We start from the raw sequence: 20748 nt of genomic DNA, 5'->3' as shown, positions 1-20748 counted from the left end.
CCGGGACGACATTTATTTTCTTGCTAAGTGCTTAGGCAGTCGGCTCAGGCTCCATACCGCCTTCGGGCGGGGTTTTCTTGGGCTTGGCCTTGGGGATCGCGGTCACGGACGCATTGCCCTCATCCTCACCGCCATCCTCATCATCGCCGGCCTGCGGCGGCTCGCCGTTCATGACCCGCTTGATTTCGTCGCCCGTGAGGGTTTCGTATTCCAGCAGCCCCTGCGCCAGGCGTTCCCACTCTTCCTTATGCTCGGTGAGGATCTGGAACGCGCGGTCATAGCCTTCCTGGATGAAGGTTTTGACCTCTTCCTCGATCAGCTCCTTGGTGTGGGCCGAAACCGAGAAGCCGGCGGTGTTGCCAGAGTAGCCCTCATGCGCCTCGGCATAGTCGATGTTGCCGACCTTGTCGGACATGCCCCAGCGCATCACCATGGCACGCGCCAGCTGGCTCGCCTGCTGGATATCGCCGGCAGGACCGTTGGAGACATGGCCTTCGCCGTATTTGATGATCTCGGCTGCCTTGCCGGCCATGGTCATCGCCAGCTTCTGCTCGCACTCGTCCTTGTGCCAGTTCAGCCGGTCCATTTCCGGCAGGCTGACCACCATCCCCAGCGCGCCGCCGCGCGGGATGATCGTCGCCTTGTAGACCGGGTCGCATTCCGGCAGCACCAGGCCGACAACGGCGTGGCCCGCCTCGTGATAGGCGGTCTTTTCCTTCTGGTCCTGGGTCAGCACCATCGAGCGGCGCTCGGCCCCCATCATCACCTTGTCCTTGGCGGATTCGAAATCCTCCATGGTGACGAACCGGCGCCCGACACGGGCAGCCATCAGGGCGGCCTCATTGACCAGGTTGGCCAGATCGGCGCCCGAGAATCCGGGGGTGCCGCGGGCGATGATGCGCAGGTCCACATCCGGGCCCAGCGGGGTCTTGCGGGCATGGACGCCCAGAATCTTCTCGCGGCCCTTGATGTCGGGGTTGCCGACGGTGACCTGGCGGTCGAAGCGGCCAGGGCGCAGCAGCGCCGGGTCCAGCACGTCCTTGCGGTTGGTGGCGGCCAGGATGATGACACCCTCATTGGCCTCAAAGCCGTCCATTTCCACCAGCAGCTGGTTCAGGGTCTGCTCGCGCTCGTCATTGCCGCCGCCATAGCCGGCGCCACGGTGGCGGCCCACGGCGTCGATTTCGTCGATGAAGACGATGCAAGGCGCGTTCTTCTTGGCCTGCTCGAACATGTCGCGCACGCGGCTTGCACCAACACCCACGAACATTTCCACGAAGTCGGAGCCGGAGATGGTGAAGAAGGGCACACCCGCCTCCCCCGCGATGGCGCGGGCCAGCAGCGTCTTACCGGTGCCCGGAGGGCCGACCAGCAGCGCGCCCTTGGGGATCTTGCCGCCCAGGCGCGAGAATTTCTGCGGGTTGCGCAGGAATTCGACGATCTCTTCCAGCTCTTCCTTGGCCTCGTCGATGCCCGCGACGTCGTCAAAGGTGACGCGGCCGTGCTTTTCGGTCAGCATCTTGGCCTTGGACTTGCCGAACCCCATGGCGCCGCCTTTGCCGCCGCCCTGCATGCGGTTCATGAAGTAGATCCAGACACCGATCAGCAGCAGGAACGGAAGCAGGGTGATCAGGAACGACTGAAAGCCCGACTGCTGCTGCTTTTCAGCGCGCACCGGGATGTCATTTGCGATCAGCAGCGAGGTGACCTCGGCATCGCCCGGTTTGATGGTGACGTAGTTCTGCCCGTCGGTGGTGGTATAGCGCACCTGTTCCCCGTCCAGAGTGACGGTGCTGACCTTGCCGGTTTCAACCGAGCTGACAAAGTCAGAGAAAGTGCGTTCACGGCTCTGCATCGTGCTGCCGGAACCACTGAACAAATTGAACAGCGCCAGAATCAGCAGAAACAGAACAACCCAAAAGGCGATATTGCGAGCGTTGCCCAAGGAAAGTTCTCCCAATCAGATAGGCGCACCGCACGGGCCGCCTGCGTTGTGCTTAAAATAAGGATCATTCAGGCAGGTTCAATGAGATAAAAGGGATGCAAAGAACTCTTCTTCGCTTCCTGCCGTTTCAGCCGACCAGCCATTGGCCAGTCCGGCCGCGGGCGCAGCGGCCAGCCGGGCACCGTGCCACACCGCCGGTGTGGCCTCCAGCACCGCGCCCGGCACGCCCGCGGCGCGCCAGTCGGGGCATTGCGCCAGCCCCTGCCGCCCCAGGGCCCGCACTTCGCAACCCTTTGCATCACCGCCGAAAATCTTCCACCTGCCATCCCATCGCTGCCCCGGCAGGGCAGTTTCCCCTTTCACGGCATTGTATTCCCGGCAGATCCAGACCTGCTTGGCCGTGCTGACCAGCCGGCATCCTGCCAGGGTGACGGAACTGCCGTTGCGCGCAGCCAGGACCGCCTTTTCCATCGGTACCCGGCGCGGCGGATAGGCGGCGCCCGAAATCCATTGAAAGGCGCGCACCAGCAGCCGGTGGCTGATTTCGCCGGGCAAGGTGCGGAACTTGCGCTGGCACAGAACAACGGCGCCGGCCTGGACATGGACCAGATCGCGGGCGGCCAGAAAGACATACCAGTCAAGCGCTTCGCGGGCCTTGCCCATATTCCGGGCGACCTTGGCAATAACCCCCGGCGTCAGCCCCAGCGGTGCCAGCTGCTCCAGCGCCTGGCGCACCCGCACCCGTTCGAACCGGGTATCCTCGTTGCTCGGATCCTCTGCCCAATCAATGCCACGGGCCTCCAGATAGCGGCGCAGCTCGCTGCGGGTCACATCCAGGAGCGGCCGCAGCAAGGTCACACCATCGCGGGTGCGCCGCTCTGCCATGCCCGAAAGCCCGGTCACCCCAGAGGCCCGGGCCATGCGCATCAGTACCGTCTCCGCCTGATCATCCGCTGTATGGCCAAGCGCCAGCACCGGAATGCCGTGCCGCCGCGCCCAGCTGCACAGGAGATCATACCGTGCCGCGCGGGCCTGCGCCTGCAGGTTGCCTTCCTGCGGCCTGTTCTCCCAGTGCAACACCTCATGGGGGATGCCAAGGCGGCCTGCGGCTGCCCCGGCTGCCGCCGCCTCATCCGCCGCTTCCGGGCGCAGCCCGTGATCGACAGTCGCCGCGAACAGCTGAACGTCTCCACCGCCGAAACAGTCATGCAGCAGATGCATCAGGGCCATCGAATCACCGCCGCCGGACAGCGCGATTCCCAGCCTGGCAGGCAGAGCAGAACGGAACTGACTGCGCACCAGAGCAGGGATATCCCGCCCGGCCGGGGTCAAGAACAGCCCAGCTTGGCCATTTCGGCCTTGGCTTCTTCCTCGGGCCCCGTCCCCGGGAACCGCACACCGACCTCGGACAGTGTCACGCAGGCCTGATCGGTCTGGCCAAGGCGCCCCAATGCGGCGCCGAGCTCAAACAGCGCCTTGGGCGCCACCGGGCCGGAGGAATTGCCGGTAAAGGCCGCCAGATAGGCCCGGGCCGCCTCGCGGGTGTCGCCCAGCCCGTCCAGCGCCTTGCCGCGGCTGAACTCTGCCGCCGCCGCCAGCGGGCTGCCCGGATAGGCCTGGTTGAATGCCGCAAGCTTCTCTGCCGCTTCCTGATACTGCCCCTCGGCCAGAAGCTTCTCGGCGGCATCGAAATCCGCCTGCTCACCGATCGCCAGCTCGCCGCCCGTTGTGCCGCTATCCTCTGCCTGCGGGGCGGCAACCACCGCCGCTGGCAGCTCGCCGCCACCCAGTGTCGTGGTCTCGCCCAAAGCGCCGACATCGCCGCCTTCCAGCTCAACCAGGCGGAACTCCAGGTCGCCGATCCGGTTGGTGCCATCAGCCACAATCCGGTCGATCCGGTGGCCCAGCTCTTCGGTTTGCAGGGTCAGCCGTTGCAGTTCGCTCTCAATCGCGCCAACCCGGTCCAGCACCGTATTGCCGGAAACCTCCGCAGACGGGGATCCGGTGGTCGACAGCTCGCGCTTCAGCCGCTGGATCTCCACGTGCAATACGGTCAGCTCCTGGCGGATATCCGCCAGGGTCTGCGGATCCTGCGCCGCCAGCGGCAGCGGCAGCAGCATCACAGTGGCCAGAAGCGCGGTGCGCAGAGGTTTCATGCCGTTACCCCGTCAGGCCGCCAGCCAGCACGGTGACAGCGCGGCGGTTCTTGGAATAGCAGGTTTCGTCCGAGCAGATTTCCAGCGGGCGTTCCTTGCCGTAGCTCACCACCTTGATGCGGCTGCCCGCAATACCCTGCGAAATCAGGTATTCGCGGGCGGCGTTGGCGCGCTTGGCACCCAGGCCGAGGTTGTATTCGCGGGTGCCCTGCTCATCCGCGTGGCCCTCGATGGTGACCGCATAGTCGGCGTTCTGCGCCAGCCAGCGCGCCTGGCCCTGCAAAGTGGCCTGGGCTGCAGGCGACAGCGTGTGCTGGTCAACCGCAAACAGGACCCGGTCGCCCACGGACTGCTGGAAGTAAGCCGGGCTGGCCGGATCCAGAGCCCCGGCGCCCACACCCGCACCTGCGCCGCCAGGCCCGCCGGCGCCGTTCAGATCGTCGTTCCAGGGGTTATTGCTGCAGGCTGCCAGCCCCAGCACGGCCACTGCCGCCATTGCCAATTTCAAGCCGCTCATGATGTCTGCCTATTCCTTTGCGTTTCTTGCCCCGACGTTATCATAAGCCCGGGTCTGGTTCTATGCGGGTATCCCCGCCTAAACGGCCCTGTTTCCGCAGCGTTTACTTCTGCAGCGGCGACCACGAGGGGTCCGACGCCCCGTCCGGTGTCCTGACAGGTTTCAGGTTGCGGCCGGTGATATCCACCGAATACAGCAGCGCCCGCCCGGTGCTGCCCTGGCTTTCGCGGGTGAACATGATCACCCGGCCATTGGGTGCCCAGGTCGGGCCTTCATCCAGGAAGGACGCAGTCAGCAGCCGTTCTTCACTGCCGTCGGTGCGCATGACGCCGATGTGGAACCGGCCCTTGTTCTGCTTGGTAAAGGCCACCATGTCGCCGCGCGGCGACCACACAGGCGTGCCATAGCGGCCCTGCCCGAAGCTGATCCGCCGCGCCTCGCCGCCGCCTGCGGGCATCACATACAGCTGTTGGCTGCCGGAGCGGTCGCTTTCGAACACGATCTGGCTGCCATCGGGTGAGAACGACGGCGCCGTCTCGATCGAGGGCGCCGAGGTCAGCCGCGTCTTGGCGCCGGTTTCGATATCCATTGAGTAGAGGTCGGTATTGCCGCCCTGCGTCTGGGAATAGACGATGGTTCGCCCGTCAGGTGCAAACCGCGGCGCAAAGCTCATGGTGCCGTCGCCGCTGGACAGCACCTTGCGCTGCACCTGGCCCACATCCAGCACGTGGATCTGCGGAAAGCCGCTTTCGTAGCTGGTATAAAGCACCCGGTCGCCGGTGGGCGAGAACCGCGGCGCCAGCACGATAGAGGCGCTGTTGGTCAGATACTGGACATTGGCACCATCGTAATCCATCACTGCCAGCCGTTTGCGGCGGTCGTTCTTGGGCCCGCTTTCAGAGACATAGACCACCCGGCTGTCGAAATAGCCGCTCTCGCCGGTAATCTCGCTATAGATCGCATCCGCCACCTTATGCGCCATCCGCCGCCAGCCGTCGGTGGTGCCGGTGAACTGCAACGCGGTTTCCAGCTCCTTTTCCGCGAACACGTCATAGCCGCGGAACCGCACCGTCAGCCGGTTGCCGGTGACGCTGACCGCGCCGGTGATCAGCGCTTGCGCATTCACTGCTTTCCAGTCGGCAAATTTGACCGGGCCGTCGAACGCCGCCACCTTGGAGATGTGGGCGCTGGCGGGCACTTCCCGGAACAGCCCGGTGCCGCTGAGGTCGGACGCGATGACGCGCGCGATCTCGGTGGCATATTCCGCTGCTGCCGGGGTTTCCGGCACGAAATCCGGCACCGCATAGGGTAACGGCTCGATCACGCCCTGGTCGATTTCGATGCGGAGCGGGCCGGTCTGCGCCGCGGCTGCGCCTGCCCCGGCCAGTGCCGAGGCGCCGATCAGGAGTGCCGCCAGAATATTCCTCATTTGATCCGCATCCTTTCAGGATTGAATGTCATCTCAATATCGCGCCATTGCGCGTACTTTTCAGCCGGAAGCTGAAATCCCCTGGCGCCGCAGCGGATAATCGCCCGCCGCGCTGCGTCAAAGGCCTGCTGCGCCGCCGATGATGCGCCGCCGGTGCTGGACAGCATCCGGATCGAGCCCGTGTCGGGCCGGCCGTCCTGCGCCAGCGACACCGCAACAACCACAGTCGTTTTCAGCGCATCGGTCGACAGGGAGCCCACGTTCCAGCACTGCGACACCGCCACCCGCAGCGCATCCTTTTCCCCCAGCGTCAGCGGCGGGCCAGAGGGTTCCGGCGCCTCCACATCGGCGCCGCCCGCCAGCGCCTCGGCCAGGGCATCCGCCACGGCTGACGACGTGCTGGACTGCTCCGGCTCTGCCGGCTGCGCCGCTTCGGTCACCTGCGGTTCCGGTTCCGGCTGCCGCTGCGGCCGCGCAGGCCGGGTTACCGGGCGCTTGGAGACGGCAGGCGCGGCAGAGGCCGCGACGTCTTCGCCCTCGTTCTCCTCGGTGACGATCCGGTCGCTGGCAGCCTCGCGCGCAGTGGCCTCCTGCACTTCCTGCTCGGTCTCGGCGCCCTGTTCCGGCGCGACCTCGGGCTGCACGACATCGTCGATCCGCGTGTCCGGCTCCGGCGGCGCCACAGGTTCCGGCGCCACCCGGTCCACCGGGCGCGGAGCGGCCTCCGGCCTGACCTGCGGCACCAGCGCGGCGATTTCAGGCTCCTCCGACGCGGCCGGAGGCGTGTCCGGCACATCAGGCTCAGGCTGCGCATCGGGCAGCTCCGCCACCTGCGGGTCGGGCTCCACCGGTGTGACCGGCTCCGGCTGAGTGATTTCCGGCTCCGGATCCGGCTGCGGCGCAGGCTCCGGCGCGGGCTGCACCTCGGCAGGCTCATTCAGCGGCGCGGGCTCCGGCGCGACCTGCGGCGCCTGGCGCTGCTGGCTCAGTTTCTCAAACTCCTCGGAGGAGATCAGCGCCACCTGCTGCACGTTGGACGGCAAGGGTTCGGACGGGAACCAGGCGCCAAAGACAACCCATCCCATCAGCAATCCGTGCCCGGCAAGAGAGATCTTGGTTCCGGTCTGCACCGTCCGCGTCCCCGCTTACTGTCCCGCGCCCTGTGCCCGCTGCCCATCCAAAGCCGGGCCGCCGGTATCGGTGACCAGCCCCACGTTGGAAAAGCCGCCCGCATTGAGCGCGCCCATCACCTGCATCACATCGGCATAGGCAATCTTGCCGTCCGCGCGCAGGAACACCCGGTCCGAGGACCGCTCTGCCGCAATCGCCCGCAGCTTGGGCACCAGTTCATCACGCGCCACCGGGGTGGTCTGGATTTCCACCCCGCCCTCGGCTGTCATGGTCACCGTCAGCGGTTCTTCCTCATCGCCCGGCAGGGCTCCGGCTGCGGTCTTGGGCAGTTCCACCGGCACGCCGACGGTCATCAAAGGCGCGGCCACCATGAAAATGATCAGCAGCACCAGCATCACGTCGACAAACGGCGTGACGTTGATTTCCGACATCGGCTGGCCGCGGCGGCGGCGGCGGCCCCGGCGGCGGTCGCCGCCCCCCTGCGGCTGCTGGACTGCGGCACCCATGGCCTTAGGAGTCCAGCTGGCGGCTGAGGATGGTGGCAAACTCATCGGCAAAGGCCTCATAGCCGCCGATGATGCGGTCGCTGTCTGCGCTCAGCTTGTTGTAGAATACCACTGCCGGGATTGCGGCCAGCAGGCCCAGGCCGGTCGCCATCAGCGCCTCGGCAATACCCGGCGCCACAACGGCCAGGTTGGTGTTCTGCTGCTCTGCAATCTCGATAAAGGCGGTCATAATGCCCCAAACAGTGCCGAACAGGCCCACAAAAGGCGCGGTGGAGCCGACGGTCGCCAGGACCGACAGGCCGCTTTGCAGCCCCTCGGTCTCCTTGGCGATGGCCACATCCATCGACCGGTCGATGCGCGCCTGCGCGCCGGGGATCATCCCGCCGTCGCTGCGATGGCTGCGGCGCCATTCGCTCATGCCGGCAGAGAAGATCCGCGCTGCCTGGCCAGCAGGGTCCGCGCCCAGCCTGTCAAACAGCTCGTCCAGCGGGTGACCCGACCAGAATGCCCGGTCAAACGCGTCCGCTTCGCTGCGGGCCTTGCGGTAATTGATCATCTTCTGAATGATGATGCCCCAGGACCAGATCGAGGCCCCCACCAGCATCAGCATCACCAGTTTCACGGTCACGGTGGCCCGCGCGAATAGGCCCCACATGGAGAAATCAATCTCCTGCGCCAGCGCCAGAGTTTCTGCTTCCATTAGCCTGCTCTATAGATGTTCCGGCCGTTTATCCGGCCTTATTTGGCAAGACGCTAGCGCAGTTCAATGGCAAAGGCCATTAAAACAGGCGGGCTGACGCCAATTGTTACCGCAATGCGCGAATCTCTGCCGGCAGCCGGGCCGGTTTGCCGCCGGTGGTTATACAGACGATTGTCACCTGGGCCCTGAACAGCGGCTGGCCGTCCCGCGTGACCTCCTGAGCCAGCACCATCCGGGCGGGTGTCACGGTCTGCATGGAAGTCGTGACCAGCAGCTCCTCGTCGAATTTCGCAGGCGCCAGGTAGTCCGCCTCGATCCGGCGCACCACATAGATCAGCCCGGCCTCGCGCATGGCGTTCTGATCCACCCCGATGCCGCGCACCCAGTCGCTGCGGGCACGCTCGATAAAGCGCAGGTAATTGGCGTGATAGACGATCCCGCCCATGTCGGTGTCCTCGTAATAGACCCGGACCGGGAATTGGTGGTTCATTGCCTGCCCTCCTGCGTTTGCCCGCGCACCCTATGGACGGTGCCATACCGCTGCAAGCGGCTCACCCCTTCAGCGGATATTCCGCCAGCACGTCATAACGCGCGCCTTCCGGTGCCAGGGTCGACTGGAACAGCGCGAAGCTCTCTACTTCGCAGTCCAGCCGGAACCCCGCCGCTCCCGCCAGAAACTGCGCGATTTTCTCAACCTGCCCGGCTTCCAGATGCCGGGGAAAACGCGCCAGCGTCACATGCGGGCGGAAACGCTCGCGCGGCAGGTCTATGCCCGCATCGCGGCAGGCACTGCGAACACGGCTGCGCAGCCCGGTCAGTTCCGGCGTTTTCAGCACCTCCGCCGCCAGCACCCGCGGCAGCTTGCCGCCAAAGGTATCCAGTCCGTTGAACGTGAGCGTCAACGGCGGGGCGCTGATCTCCGCCAGCATCTGGTGCAGGGCCTGCAGCGCTGCTTCGGGCTGATCATCCAGGAAAGCCAGCGTCAGGTGCATGTTTTCTGACGGGACATGCCGCCCGACGGTCAGCCCCTCCTGCACCCTCTCCAGCGCATCCAGGGCTGCATCCGGCAGCGGCAGACCGACAAACGCGCGCATCAGGGTTGCGGCGGTTCCGCCGGCGCCTGAAGGCGTGCGAACAGGCGCAGGGCGTGGGATTTGTCCTCTGCCGCCACCGGCATCATCCGGTCATAAGCCGCGGCAATCACGCCGGCGATCTCGGGACGCAGGATGGTGGCGCCGGTCTCCGGCAGCACTGCAAGGGGCGAGGCCTCGGCAAAGGCCTGATCGCCCCACATCAGCGCCACCTGCACCGCCTGGGTCAGCGCCAGGGTCTCGGCGGGCATCTGCGCCATCGCGCCCTTCATCCGCAGGAACACAAACGCCGCCTTGATGCCGCCCTGATCGTCAAACCGGAAGGCGCGGTACTGGCTGGCGTCCGCCTCCTTCAGCCGGGCAACCAGCGGCTGAAGGCCCGGGATCAGCCGGTCCAGATCCGGCACCGCCAGCAGCTCTTCCCAGTCGCGGAAGAAGAAGAACATGAGGTTCGAGCCCAGCTCCGGGTCGGTCTCTGCCATCTGGTGGCCCGCCAGCGTCATCACCGCCTCCAGCGCACCCTTGACGGTCTTGAGGGTCTCGTCCTGCACTCCGAACACGATCGGCGCCACGGGCCGGCCCCAGCGGGCAAAGGCGTAAGAGCCGTCGTTGCGGGTGAACAGGGCTTCGATCTGCTCCGGCGTCAGGTCTGGCAGCTGGGCGGTCATGGGCGTCTCCTTGGTCCTGCCCCGTCTATGCCGTCTGCGCCGCGCGGCGGCAAGAGGAAGGGGGGCTGCTCCCGCGCCTGCCCGGCCTCCTGGCTGCGCCAGACCGCCGGAAACAGCCTTGGGCCGGGCGCCGCTGGCGCGGCGAGGGCCCGTATTGAGCGAAGCCGCGCCGCGCGTCAGCGCGGCGCCACGCCCAACGGGCGCAGGCCCATCTTTGATGGGCCGGCGGCGGGCGGGAGCGCCTGCCTGAAAGAGAAATCGGAACCTCGCAAATAGGTCAGCCATGCTGCCGCAATGTTTCGCGCGCGAAACATTTGGACAGCATCGCTGACACAACTTATGGTAGCACAGCTTGCTTTTACCCGAACAGGTCGTTCTGGCTGCGCGGCGGCGGTATTCCCAGGTGGGTCCAAGCTTTTTGCGCCAGCATCCGCCCGCGCGGCGTGCGCTGGATCAGCCCCTGCTGCAAGAGGTACGGCTCGATCACTTCCTCCAGCGCGTCGCGGCTCTCGCTGAGGGCGGCCGAAATCGTCTCGATCCCCACCGGGCCGCCGCCGTAGTTTTCAGCGATCAGCTTCAGATACCGCCGGTCCGCCCCGTCCAGCCCCAGCTGGTCCACCCCCAGCCGCGTCAATGCGCCATCGGCCAGCTCCCGGGTGATGGTGCCATCGCCCTCGACCACCGCGAAGTCCACCACGCGGCGCAAGAGCCGCCCGGCGATCCTGGGGGTGCCCCTCGCGCGCCGCGCGATCTCTCGGGCACCGGCGTCATCGGCCGGTGCGCCCAGCTTGCGGGCGTTGCGGCTGACGATCTCGAACAGCTCGTCGATGGTGTAGAACTGCAGGCGGGTCGGGATGCCGAAGCGGTCGCGCAAGGGCGTGGTCAAGAGGCCCATACGGGTGGTGGCCCCCACTAGGGTAAAGGGCTGCAGCTCAATCCGCACGGTACGCGCTGCCGGTCCCTCGCCGATCACCAGGTCCAGTTCGAAATCCTCCATCGCAGGATAAAGCACTTCTTCCACCGCCGGGTTCAGCCGGTGGATCTCGTCGATGAACAGAACGTCGCGGGCCTCAAGGTTGGTGAGGATCGCCGCCAGATCGCCGGCTTTGGCCAGGACGGGTCCGGAGGTCATGCGGAAGTTCACCCCCAGCTCGCGCGCGACGATCTGGGCCAGCGTGGTCTTGCCAAGGCCGGGAGGCCCGTGAAACAGCGTGTGGTCCATCGCCTCGCCGCGGCGGCGGGCGGATTCTATGAAGACCCGCAGGTTGGCGCGGGCTTCGGCCTGGCCGATGAATTCGCCAAGGCCCTGCGGGCGCAAGGCGCGGTCATTGTCCTCAGGCAGAGGTTCGGGGCGCAGGGCGGGGTCGGCGTCAATCATCAGCGTCACTCCGCCTCAAGTTATCATTCAGATGAACCGCCTGGCCGATAGGCCGGGCAGCGCCCGTCCGCCCCCCCGGGCGGGCGCTTCGCTTTCCGCCCGCGGCCGGGCACTGCCCTTTGTGCTTCAATGCCATTGTCTGATCACCCCTTCGGCGCCAGCAGACGCAGCGCGGCACGGATCAGCTCCGGCTCATCCGCGTCCGGATAGGTGGCGGCCGCCTCTGCCACCGCTGCAGCGGCATCCGAGGGACCATAGCCCAGATTGCCCAAAGCCGACAGCGCACCGGCAGAGGCCGCCGCCGCACCGCTGGGTTTCTTGGGCGGCGCCTTGCGAGCGGGTTTGGCGGCCGGTGCAGGGTCTGCGTCCTCGATCACCTCCAGCCCCGGGCCGTCCATCGCGTCTACTACAGTGCCGCCCATCGCCATCACGCCGGGCGCCTTGTCCTTGAGGTCCAGCACGATGCGCTGTGCGGTCTTGGGGCCAACGCCCTTGGCGGCCTTGACCGACGCCCAGTCGCCCAGCGCAATTGCCCGGCTCACGCCGTCCGGCCCCAAGGCGCCTAGGATGGCCAGAGAGACCTTGGCCCCAACCCCCTGCACCGAGGTGAGCAGCCGGTGCCATTCTTTCTCCACCAGCGAGGTGAAGCCATAGAGCTGCATCAGGTCCTCACGCACCACCATGTCCGTGTAGAGCGCGATGGCCTCCCCCACGCCCGGAAGTGCCGCCATGGTGCGGTCGGAGCAATAGACGATGTAGCCGACACCGCGCACGTCGATCAGCACGTGATCCTGCGCCCGGTAGTCAAGACGTCCTGTCAGCTTGCCGATCATGCGCGTTTCTCCCTCAGCTGCCGCTGCTGTGTGCCCCCGTAATAGGCGTGGCAGATGGCAATCGCCAGCGCATCCGCAGCATCGGCGTTTTTCGGCAGGCAGCCCGGCAGCTGCAGCTTGACCATATGCATGACCTGCTCCTTCTCGGCATGGCCGACGCCGACCACCGTCTTCTTGACCCGGTTGGGCGCGTATTCCCCCACCGGCAAGCCCGCCTTGGCCAGTGTCAAAAGCGCCACTCCGCGGGCCTGGCCCAGTTTCAGCGTGCCGGCGCCGTCCTTGTTCACGAAGGTCTGCTCGATCGCCGCCTGATCCGGGGCAAAGGTCTCGATGATCTCGGAAACCTGATTGTGCAGCGACAGCAGACGCTCGCCCAGATCATCCCCGTCAGAGGTGCAGACACCATTGGCTACATGGCTGAGCCGGGTGCCGCGCGATTCGATCACGCCCCATCCGAGGTTCCGCAACCCCGGATCAATTCCCAAAATCCGCATGATGTGACCGGTCCCTGCCCGCTTGCCCGAAAATTATTTTTCCAACGGTTAGCACAAAACGCGAACATGTCCAATTGCTTTCCCGCACCCGAAAGCTGCAAAGCAGCACCGCCGAGGTCTGAAACCGACCCTCTGCAGAGGCGGAAACGACATTTTCCGCCGGTTTCCTCAACCGGGAGGAAAGCCCTTGTTTATAAGGCTTTAAGCTATGCACAAACTGCATATGACACATGCAAATTCGGCCCTTGCCGCCCTGATTGTTCCCCACTAGATGCCCGCCATCGCAACAACGCGACGACAGCCAACACCAGATCAGAGGACAAGGATATGGCCGCTTTTGACACCACCCGCACCACCTATGGTTCCACCGGCCTGTTTGGCCGCATCGGCGATCTGGTCGCCAGCGCTGCCGGCGCATTCGCCGCCTGGAACGACGCCCGCGCAACCCGCAACGCGCTGTCCGGCCTGTCCGACCGCGAACTGGCCGACATCGGCATGTGCCGCGGTGACATCGAAAACGTCGCCACCGGCAAAACCGTCTTCTAAGACCCCCTTTTTCCGCCCTGCCTCCTCCCTCGGGGCGAATAGGGAAACGCCGCGGACCTGAACAGGCCGCGGCGTTTTTTGTTGCCAGCAAAGCTCAGCGCGGTCCCGGCACGGAAAAGGCCGCCAGCTCCCCCCGGGCCGGCGGCCTTTCTGCACCCTTTCCGCGGACATAGCCGTCAGCGCAGAACGGGTCCGATCTTCTGAGCAACAAGGACGGAGAGCGGATCGGCCTGCATGATGAAGGCCCCGGCACGCTCAATGCCGCTGCCCCCGGCAAGGGCCTGCACCCGCTCGTCGTAGCTGCCAAAGCCAAGGGCCGCCATCAGGAACCCCTTGAACAGAAGAAAGGCCGCCACGAAGAAAACCGCCGTGCGCGCCGATATCCGGGACTGCACCCGGCGCGGCTTCACCACCAGCAGCCCGTCCGGCCGCAGGTTTGCCGAGTAGCCTCCAGACATGGCTTCATGTTTGCGGTTGATCTGCTTCAAACGCGCCTGGAACTGATCACGATGTTCGCCCATTACGAGCCTCCGAACTGGCCCCCACCAGCGGATGGCCAATCTTTGGCTCGAAATGCGGCGAAAATGCGGCGAACCCCTAAAATTCGCCGCAAATTCAAATCAATCAGCCCGCTTTACGCAGAAGTAACGTTGTCCATTCACCAATTTCGTCGCGGCGCTCAAGATTGATGCCCTGCTGTGCATAAACTCCGGCCACATCATCGGCCTGTTCGTTCAGGATTCCAGAGAGAATCGCATAGCCGCCGGGGCGCAGATTCGCGGCCAGATCCGGGGCCAGGGCGACCAGCGGCCCCTTCAGAATATTGGCAAAGATGAGGTCATAGGGCGCCTGCGCCTGCAGATCCGGGTGATCGAAACCCGCCGCTTCCAGACAGGTGACCTGGCCTTCCATACCGTTGGCCTTGAGGTTGGCCTCAGCGACTTCGACCGCGACCTCGTCAATGTCGCTGGCCAGGATGGCGCCGTCCCAGACCCGCGCGGCGGCCATCGCCAGCACCGCGGTTCCGCAGCCGATATCGGCCACTTTCTCGCCACAAAAACCCTGAGTCAGCAGGTGATCCAGCGCTTTGAGGCAACCGAGCGTGGTGCCGTGGTGGCCGGTGCCGAAGGCCATCGCTGCCTCGATCAGCAGCGGAATGCGGTCTGCGGGCAGCTTGTCCGCGTCGTGGCTGCCGTAGACAAAAAAGCGGCCTGCCTCCACCGGTGCCAGCTCGCGGCGCACATGGGCGACCCAATCGGTTTCGGGCACCTCGGAGACGACAAACGGCTTGGCCTCGTGCATGGCGGCCAGCAGGGCAAGTCCCGCCTCGTCAGGGCTTTCGGTGAAATAGCCGCCGACCTCCCACAGGCCGGAGCCGTCTTCCATCTCAAAGACGCCCACACCGGTGGGTTCCGGGTTCAGCCGCTCCATGGCGTCGCCCAGCGCTTCGGCCTGGGCTTTTCCGGGGAGCGTGGTGAGGGCGGTGAAGGTGGTCATGGCGTCTCTCCTGAAACTGTTGGCAAGCGCCTAGGCTGCCGCGCGCCCCGCGTCAAGCGTCCCCGCCTGGCTGCAAGCCAGGCAGCGCCCGCCGCTCACAGTGCGCGCGGGCGCTTGCCCCGCGGCTGGCGCCACAGGGCTGATGGGTCACTCGGCCGGCGCGGGACGGGTGAATTTGCTGAAGATCGTCTCGTTGCCCGGCTCCGGGTGGCGCGGGATCAAGAGCGACAGGAACAGCGACACCAGCGCCATGCCCGCCGCCAGGGCAAACACCATGCCCGGCGAATAAACCCACAGAAGCCCCAGCAGCACCGGCAGGAACACTGCGGCGATGTGGTTGATGGTAAAGGCCACGGCGGCGGTCGGTGCGATATCCCCCGGGTCGGCGATCTTCTGGAAATAGGTCTTGAGCGCCAGCGCCAGCGCGAACAGCACATGGTCCACCACATAAAGCACCGCAGCCACCACAACGCCCCAGCCGAACCAGTAGATCCCGCCGTAGGCCGCAAAGACAGTGGCCAGTCCGGCGTATTCAAAGATCAGCGTGCGCCGTTCGCCAAACACGGCCACAGCCTTGCCCAGCATCGGTGCCGCGGTCATGTTGATCACCAGGTTGATCAGGTAGAGCCCGGTCAGCTCATGCACCTCAAATCCGAATTTCTCCACCATCATGAAACCGGCAAAGACCACAAAGATCTGCCGCCGGGCGCCGGCCATGAACTGCAGCGCGTAATAGAGCCAATAGCGCTTGCGCAGGATCAGCTTCTTGGTCTGCGGGTGCGGTGCGTCGAACTGCGGATAGGCAAACAGCGCAATCAGCGCAATCAGCGCGGTTGCCCCGCCCGCCGCCAGGAACACGGTGTTATAGGCCAGATCGAACCGGTCCCAGGTCAGCACGATCAGCCCGTAGACCACCAGTGTCGCCGCTGATCCGGCAGCCACCAGCCAGCCCAGCGTCTGCGGCGCCTTTTCCTTGGGCAGCCATTGCAACTGCAGCGACTGGTTCACCGTCTCGTAATAATGAAAGCCGATCGAGCTCAGCAGCGTCACCATCAAAAGGCCGCCCAGCGACGGGAACCAGGCGGTGACGGCCGTCGCCACCCCCAGCAGCACTAGGGAAATCAGCCCCAGCACCTGCTCGCGGACGAACAGGATCACTGCAATCACCCCCACCGCCAGAAAGCCGGGAATTTCCCGCACCGTGTGCAACAGGCCAATGTCGGCGCCGTCGAAGTTCGCCGCCTCGATCACAAAGTTGTTGAGCAGCGCGCTCCAGGCGTTGAAGGCAATCGGCATCGCCAGCGCCATCAGGAACAAAAGCGTCACGGGGCGGCGCCAGAACGGGAGGCCTTGCGCCTCATGCAGGGGCATCGGTTTGAACATGCTCCGGGTGTACGCCTCTGAGCCCGCTTTGGCGAGAGCCAACAAGCGGTTGCACATCCACCTTCGCATCAGCGCGCAGAAGCGCCTTGAGGTGCCTCATCTGATCTGTATCAAGGCATGCTGTTCCCGCCACTCATATGCACACATGTGAATTTGGAGGTGTGTGATGGATCTGGTTCCCCTGGTTGAGCGTATCGGCGAAGCGCCCGCGGCGGCGCTGCTGGGCCTGTTGACGGGCATTGTCTTTGGCGTCGCGGCCCAACGGTCGCGGTTCTGCCTGCGCGCGGCCACGGTGGAGTTTGCCGGCGGGCGGCTTGGTGACAAGGTCTCGGTCTGGCTGCTGACCTTTTCCACCGCGGTGGTCTGGGTCCAGGCGGCGCAGCTCTTGGGGCTGATGGAAAGCGCCGACGCCCGGATGATGGCGGTGCCGGGCAGCTGGTCCGGCGCCATCCTTGGCGGGCTGATGTTCGGCTGCGGCATGGTGCTGGCGCGGGGCTGCTCGGGACGGCTCCTGGTGCTGGCAGCGACCGGCAACCTGCGGTCGGTGGTGTCCGGCCTGATCTTTGCGGTGGTGGCGCAGATGAGCCTGTCCGGCCTGCTGTCGCCTGCGCGCGACTGGCTCGCCCGGCTGTGGATCACCGAAGGCGGGCGCAATCTGGACCTGCTGGCCGCCCTTGGCCTGCCGCAAGCTGGCGGGCTGCTGCTTGGTCTGGCCACGGCAGCGCTGGCCCTGGTGCTGGCGCGCCGCAACCGGATTGGCGCCGCGCGGCTGATCTTTGCCTCCGGCGTGGGGTTTGCCGTCGCGCTTGGATGGGTGCTGACCTATGCGCTGAGCCAGGTGGCGTTTGACCCGGTGCAGATCGAAAGCGCGACCTTCACGGGACCATCCGCCCACACCCTGATGTTCTTCCTGGACCGGGAGGCGGTGCTGGAGTTCGACATCGGCCTCGTGCCCGGCGTATTCATCGGCGCCATGCTGGCCGCAGCGCTGGCGGGCGAGATGAAATTGCAGGCCTTTGATGACGCCGCCACCATGCGAAAGGCAATGACCGGTGCCGCGCTGATGGGGTTTGGCGGCATGCTGGCCGGCGGCTGCGCCATCGGTGCCGGGGTCACCGGCGGGTCAATATTCGTCGGCACAGCCTGGACTGCACTGTTTTTCATGTGGGTCGGGGCAGTTACCACCAGCATTCTGGCCCGCCCGCCAGCCGAAGCCGCAGCGGCCTGAGCCGGTGTTTCATGCGAGGCTCTGCCTCGCGCTCCGGGATATTTCCAGCCAGAAGAATAATGGATCCGCACTTCATCTGGCCCCAAATATCCCGGGGGAGGCCCGCGAGGGCCGGGGGCGAAGCCCCTTGCCTGCAGGCCTCAGAAGAAGCTTTGCGGGTCGATGTCGACGCTCAGCCGCAAATCCCCTTTGAGCCGGAGTGGTGCAATCCAGCGGGCGATAGCCTCTTGCAGCGGTGCGCCCTTGGCGGCCTTGACCAGCAGCCGCACCCGGTGGCGGCCGCGGACGCGGGCAATCGGTGCCGGTGCCGGGCCGAACAGCTGGGCGCCGATCTGGCGCAGGGGGCCGTCATTTCGGGCCATCGCATTGCCGAGGTCAAAGACCGCCGCCAGATCCGGCCCCGACAGGATGATCCCGGCCATCCTGCCATAGGGCGGCACACCGGCCGCCTGGCGCTCGGCCGCTTCCGCCTTCCAGAAGCTTTCTTCATCGCCGGACAGGATCGCCCGGATCACCGGGTGTTCGGGCTGGAAGGTTTGCATCAAGGCTTCGCCCGGGCGTTCGGCCCGGCCGGCCCGGCCCGCCACCTGGCGCATCAGCTGGAACGTCCGCTCCGCCGCGCGCAGGTCGGAGCCCTGCAGGCCAAGGTCGGCGTCGATCACCCCGACCAGAGTCAGCAGCGGGAAGTTGTGGCCCTTGGCCACCAGCTGGGTGCCCAGGATGATGTCGGCCTCGCCCGCCGCAATCTCCTCGATCCGCTGTTTCAAGGCCCGGGCGGAGCCGAACAGGTCGGAGCTCAGCACCGCAATACGGGCCTCAGGGAAAAGGCCAGTGGCTTCCTCGGCAAGCCGTTCGATACCGGGGCCGACCGGGGCCATCTTGCCCTCCACCTCGCAGGAGGGGCAGGCCTCCGGCACCGGCTTGGTCTCGCCGCACTGGTGACACATCAGCCGCTTCATAAACCGGTGCTCTACCATCCGCGCGTCGCAATGGTCGCAGGCCACCTGCGCCCCGCAAGCGCGGCAGATAGTGACCGGGGCAAAGCCGCGGCGGTTCAGGAACAACAGCGACTGCTCGCCGCGTTCCATGCGCAGATTCATCGCCTGCTTCAGGGTCGGAGAAATCCAGGTGGAGGGTAGCAGGTCCTCGGACCGCATATCCACGGCACGCATGTCCGGCAGCACCGAGGCGCCGAAGCGGGAGGTGAGGTTCAGGCGCTTGTACTTGCGCGCCTCCGCATTGGCCCAGGTCTCCAAGCTGGGTGTGGCCGACGCCAGCACCACCTGCGCCGAGCACATGGCGGCCCGCAGCACCGCCATGTCGCGGGCGTTGTACAGCACCCCGTCCTCCTGCTTGTAGGAGGTGTCGTGCTCCTCATCGACGATGATCAGGCCGAGGTCGCGGAACGGCAGGAACAGCGCGGAACGCGCCCCGATCACCAGCTGCGCCGCCCCCTGCCCGACCATTTTCCAGACCCGGCGGCGTTCGGTCATTGTCGCGCCGGAGTGCCACTCAGCCGGTTTGGCGCCAAACCGCGCTTCGACGCGGGTCAGGAACTCGGCCGTCAGCGCAATCTCCGGCAGCAGCACCAGTGCCTGCCGTCCGGCACGCAGGGCGGCAGCGACAGCTTCCAAGTAGACCTCGGTCTTGCCGGAGCCGGTGACGCCCTTGAGGAGCGTGGTGCCATAGCGCCCGCTATGGACTCCTTCCGCCAGCGCGGCGGCAGCCTTGGTCTGATCCTCAGTCAGCTGCTTGGAGGGCAGTTCCGGGTCCAAATGCGGATAAGGCGTGTCGCGGGGGGCTTCCTCCTCGCGCAGGGCACCCTGCTTCACCAGCCCCTTGACCACGGAAGGCGTCACATCGGCCATGTCCGCCAGTTCCCTGGGTGTGAAGGCAAGGCCGCCGAAGTCCTCCAGCACCTCCAGCACCCGGGTGCGGGCCTCGGTCATCCGGTCCGGCACGCCCTCGCCCCGGCGCAGGATCTTGCGCATCGAAGGCGGATCGGAAAGCCCCGGCGCGCGGGTCGCCAGCCGCAGCATCGCTGGCATCGGGGTCAGGGTATAATCGGCCGCCTTGCCCAGAAACTGGCGCATCTCTGTCCGCATGGGCGCCACGTCCAGCACCCGGATCACCGAGCGCAGCTTGGCCGAATCGAAATCCCCGGCCCCCGGCCCCCAAACCACACCCAGCACCTTGCGCGGCCCCAAGGGCACCTCGACATAGGCGCCAAGGAAACAGCCGCCTTCAGGAGCGCGGTAATCCAGAAGACGGTCAAGGGGTTGCGTGGTCAGCACCCCAACCCGTTCGCCTGCCTGAAAGAACTCCTGCCCGCTCATGCTGCTGCCCATGTTGCCGCCCGTAATCCCATGAGGTAAAGGCAGAAGCGACCGAGGCCAACCCATCCAAAGGACTGCCCCATGAAATTCTTCGTAGATACCGCCGAGATCGACGCCATTGCAGAGCTGAACGATCTGGGCATGGTGGACGGTGTCACCACCAACCCGTCGCTGATCAAGAAATCCGGCCGCGACATCATCGAAGTGACCAAGGAAATCTGCAACCTGGTCGACGGCCCGGTGTCGGCGGAAGTAACCGCAACCGATGCGGAAACCATGATCGCCGAAGGCCGCAAGCTTGTGGAGATCGCCGAGAACATCGCCGTCAAGGTGCCGCTGACCTGGGACGGGCTGAAAGCCTGTAAAACCCTGACCGACGACGGCCACATGGTGAATGTGACCCTGTGCTTCTCCGCCAACCAGGCGCTGCTGGCGGCCAAGGCGGGCGCGACCTTCATCTCTCCGTTCATCGGGCGTCTGGATGACATCAACCTGGACGGCATGGAGCTGATCGAGGACATCCGCACCATCTATGACAACTACGGCTTCGAGACCCAGATCCTGGCCGCCTCGATCCGATCGGTGAACCACGTGCTGGACTCGGCCCGCATCGGCGCCGACGTGATCACCGCGCCGCCGGCCGTGATCAAGGCGATGGTGAACCACCCGCTGACCGACAAGGGCCTGGACGCCTTCCTGGCCGACATCAAGGCGGCAGAGATCAAGATCCTCTGATCGGTCCGGCACACGGTAAACCACGAAAGGCGCCCGGTCCGGGCGCCTTTTCTTTTGCGGGGGTGCATTAATGGTCCGTGCTCTCCCGCGCCGCCATGCCCCCCGGCTGCCGCCGGGCCGCACCGAGCGGCTTGGGCCCGGCAGCGCGCCTGCCGGCGCGCTGCGGCGGCGCATC

The 20748-nt window shown here is 65.8% G+C and carries 21 protein-coding genes; 3 read left to right on the top strand and 18 right to left on the bottom strand.

Annotation, left to right across the window (positions count from 1 at the left end; translation table 11 throughout):
* Nucleotides 1-31: 31 nt before the first annotated feature.
* From ftsH to ruvC, 14 genes are all read right to left on the bottom strand, one after another.
* On the bottom strand, nt 32-1945 hold the full coding sequence (gene ftsH, locus AC4HIX_RS20430) for an ATP-dependent zinc metalloprotease FtsH (RefSeq protein WP_475046930.1): 1914 nt from the start codon (nt 1943-1945) through the stop codon (nt 32-34).
* Nucleotides 1946-2023: 78 nt separating this feature from the next.
* The gene (tilS, locus tag AC4HIX_RS20425) at nt 2024-3277 is read right to left on the bottom strand and encodes a tRNA lysidine(34) synthetase TilS (RefSeq protein WP_490400298.1); all 1254 of its coding nucleotides are present in this window, start codon (nt 3275-3277) and stop codon (nt 2024-2026) included.
* The gene (gene ybgF, locus AC4HIX_RS20420) at nt 3274-4101 is read right to left on the bottom strand and encodes a tol-pal system protein YbgF (protein ID WP_490400297.1); all 828 of its coding nucleotides are present in this window, start codon (nt 4099-4101) and stop codon (nt 3274-3276) included. Before ybgF ends, tilS begins: the two co-directional genes overlap by 4 nt.
* 4 nt (nt 4102-4105) lie before the next feature.
* Complete coding sequence (gene pal / locus AC4HIX_RS20415; protein WP_490400296.1) at nt 4106-4618, bottom strand: peptidoglycan-associated lipoprotein Pal; 513 nt, start codon at nt 4616-4618, stop codon at nt 4106-4108.
* A 103-nt stretch (nt 4619-4721) separates the two neighbouring features.
* Nucleotides 4722-6047 (bottom strand): Tol-Pal system beta propeller repeat protein TolB, encoded by a 1326-nt coding sequence (gene tolB / locus AC4HIX_RS20410; protein ID WP_490400295.1) that lies wholly within the window; start codon nt 6045-6047, stop codon nt 4722-4724.
* A complete protein-coding gene (locus tag AC4HIX_RS20405; RefSeq protein WP_490400294.1) occupies nt 6044-7177 on the bottom strand; it encodes an energy transducer TonB in 1134 nt (377 codons plus the stop codon). Before AC4HIX_RS20405 ends, tolB begins: the two co-directional genes overlap by 4 nt.
* Nucleotides 7178-7192: 15 nt before the next feature.
* Entirely contained in the window at nt 7193-7684 is a 492-nt protein-coding gene (tolR, locus tag AC4HIX_RS20400) for a protein TolR (protein ID WP_475046940.1), read from the bottom strand.
* A 4-nt stretch (nt 7685-7688) separates the two neighbouring features.
* Entirely contained in the window at nt 7689-8384 is a 696-nt protein-coding gene (tolQ, locus tag AC4HIX_RS20395) for a protein TolQ (RefSeq protein WP_475046941.1), read from the bottom strand.
* 106 nt (nt 8385-8490) lie between these two features.
* Nucleotides 8491-8874, bottom strand: coding sequence for a tol-pal system-associated acyl-CoA thioesterase (ybgC, locus tag AC4HIX_RS20390; RefSeq protein ID WP_490400293.1), 384 nt, complete (start codon nt 8872-8874; stop codon nt 8491-8493).
* Between the two features lie 61 nt (nt 8875-8935).
* A complete protein-coding gene (thpR, locus tag AC4HIX_RS20385; RefSeq protein ID WP_490400292.1) occupies nt 8936-9478 on the bottom strand; it encodes an RNA 2',3'-cyclic phosphodiesterase in 543 nt (180 codons plus the stop codon).
* Nucleotides 9478-10143, bottom strand: coding sequence for a hypothetical protein (locus tag AC4HIX_RS20380; protein WP_490400291.1), 666 nt, complete (start codon nt 10141-10143; stop codon nt 9478-9480). Before AC4HIX_RS20380 ends, thpR begins: the two co-directional genes overlap by 1 nt.
* Before the next feature lie 358 nt (nt 10144-10501).
* A complete protein-coding gene (gene ruvB / locus AC4HIX_RS20375) occupies nt 10502-11521 on the bottom strand; it encodes a Holliday junction branch migration DNA helicase RuvB (RefSeq protein ID WP_490400290.1) in 1020 nt (339 codons plus the stop codon).
* A 143-nt stretch (nt 11522-11664) separates the two neighbouring features.
* Nucleotides 11665-12354, bottom strand: coding sequence for a Holliday junction branch migration protein RuvA (gene ruvA / locus AC4HIX_RS20370; protein WP_475046947.1), 690 nt, complete (start codon nt 12352-12354; stop codon nt 11665-11667).
* Nucleotides 12351-12848 carry a crossover junction endodeoxyribonuclease RuvC gene (ruvC, locus tag AC4HIX_RS20365; RefSeq protein WP_490400289.1) on the bottom strand — a complete coding sequence of 166 codons (498 nt, stop codon included), beginning with the start codon at nt 12846-12848 and terminating at the stop codon, nt 12351-12353. The genes ruvA and ruvC overlap by 4 nt, the downstream gene beginning before the upstream one ends.
* Before the next feature lie 327 nt (nt 12849-13175).
* Between ruvC and AC4HIX_RS20360 the strand changes: the two genes are divergently transcribed.
* Complete coding sequence (locus tag AC4HIX_RS20360; protein WP_475046951.1) at nt 13176-13394, top strand: DUF1127 domain-containing protein; 219 nt, start codon at nt 13176-13178, stop codon at nt 13392-13394.
* A gap of 176 nt (nt 13395-13570) precedes the next feature.
* Here the strand turns inward: AC4HIX_RS20360 and AC4HIX_RS20355 are convergent, their stop codons facing one another.
* From AC4HIX_RS20355 to AC4HIX_RS20345, 3 genes are all read right to left on the bottom strand, one after another.
* Nucleotides 13571-13915 carry a hypothetical protein gene (locus tag AC4HIX_RS20355; protein WP_475046952.1) on the bottom strand — a complete coding sequence of 115 codons (345 nt, stop codon included), beginning with the start codon at nt 13913-13915 and terminating at the stop codon, nt 13571-13573.
* Nucleotides 13916-14018: 103 nt separating this feature from the next.
* Entirely contained in the window at nt 14019-14891 is an 873-nt protein-coding gene (locus AC4HIX_RS20350; RefSeq protein WP_490400288.1) for a 50S ribosomal protein L11 methyltransferase, read from the bottom strand.
* A gap of 147 nt (nt 14892-15038) precedes the next feature.
* Nucleotides 15039-16274 carry an MFS transporter gene (locus tag AC4HIX_RS20345; protein ID WP_490400287.1) on the bottom strand — a complete coding sequence of 412 codons (1236 nt, stop codon included), beginning with the start codon at nt 16272-16274 and terminating at the stop codon, nt 15039-15041.
* A 166-nt stretch (nt 16275-16440) separates the two neighbouring features.
* Between AC4HIX_RS20345 and AC4HIX_RS20340 the strand changes: the two genes are divergently transcribed.
* Nucleotides 16441-17502, top strand: a complete 1062-nt coding sequence (locus AC4HIX_RS20340) for a YeeE/YedE family protein (protein WP_490400286.1) — start codon at nt 16441-16443, stop codon at nt 17500-17502.
* A 140-nt stretch (nt 17503-17642) separates the two neighbouring features.
* On the opposite strand, the gene AC4HIX_RS20335 is transcribed toward AC4HIX_RS20340, so the two are convergent.
* Nucleotides 17643-19838: a primosomal protein N' gene (locus AC4HIX_RS20335; protein WP_490400285.1), complete on the bottom strand. Its 2196-nt coding sequence runs from the start codon at nt 19836-19838 to the stop codon at nt 17643-17645.
* An 81-nt stretch (nt 19839-19919) separates the two neighbouring features.
* Here AC4HIX_RS20335 and fsa point away from each other — a divergent pair, with 81 nt between their 5' ends.
* Nucleotides 19920-20573 (top strand): fructose-6-phosphate aldolase, encoded by a 654-nt coding sequence (fsa, locus tag AC4HIX_RS20330; protein ID WP_027236718.1) that lies wholly within the window; start codon nt 19920-19922, stop codon nt 20571-20573.
* Nucleotides 20574-20748 lie beyond the last annotated feature (175 nt).

It is taken from the genome of Leisingera sp., assembly GCF_982940295.1.
The sequence above is the reverse complement of the archived record's forward strand: the minus strand, read 5'-3'. Positions and strand labels throughout refer to the sequence as shown.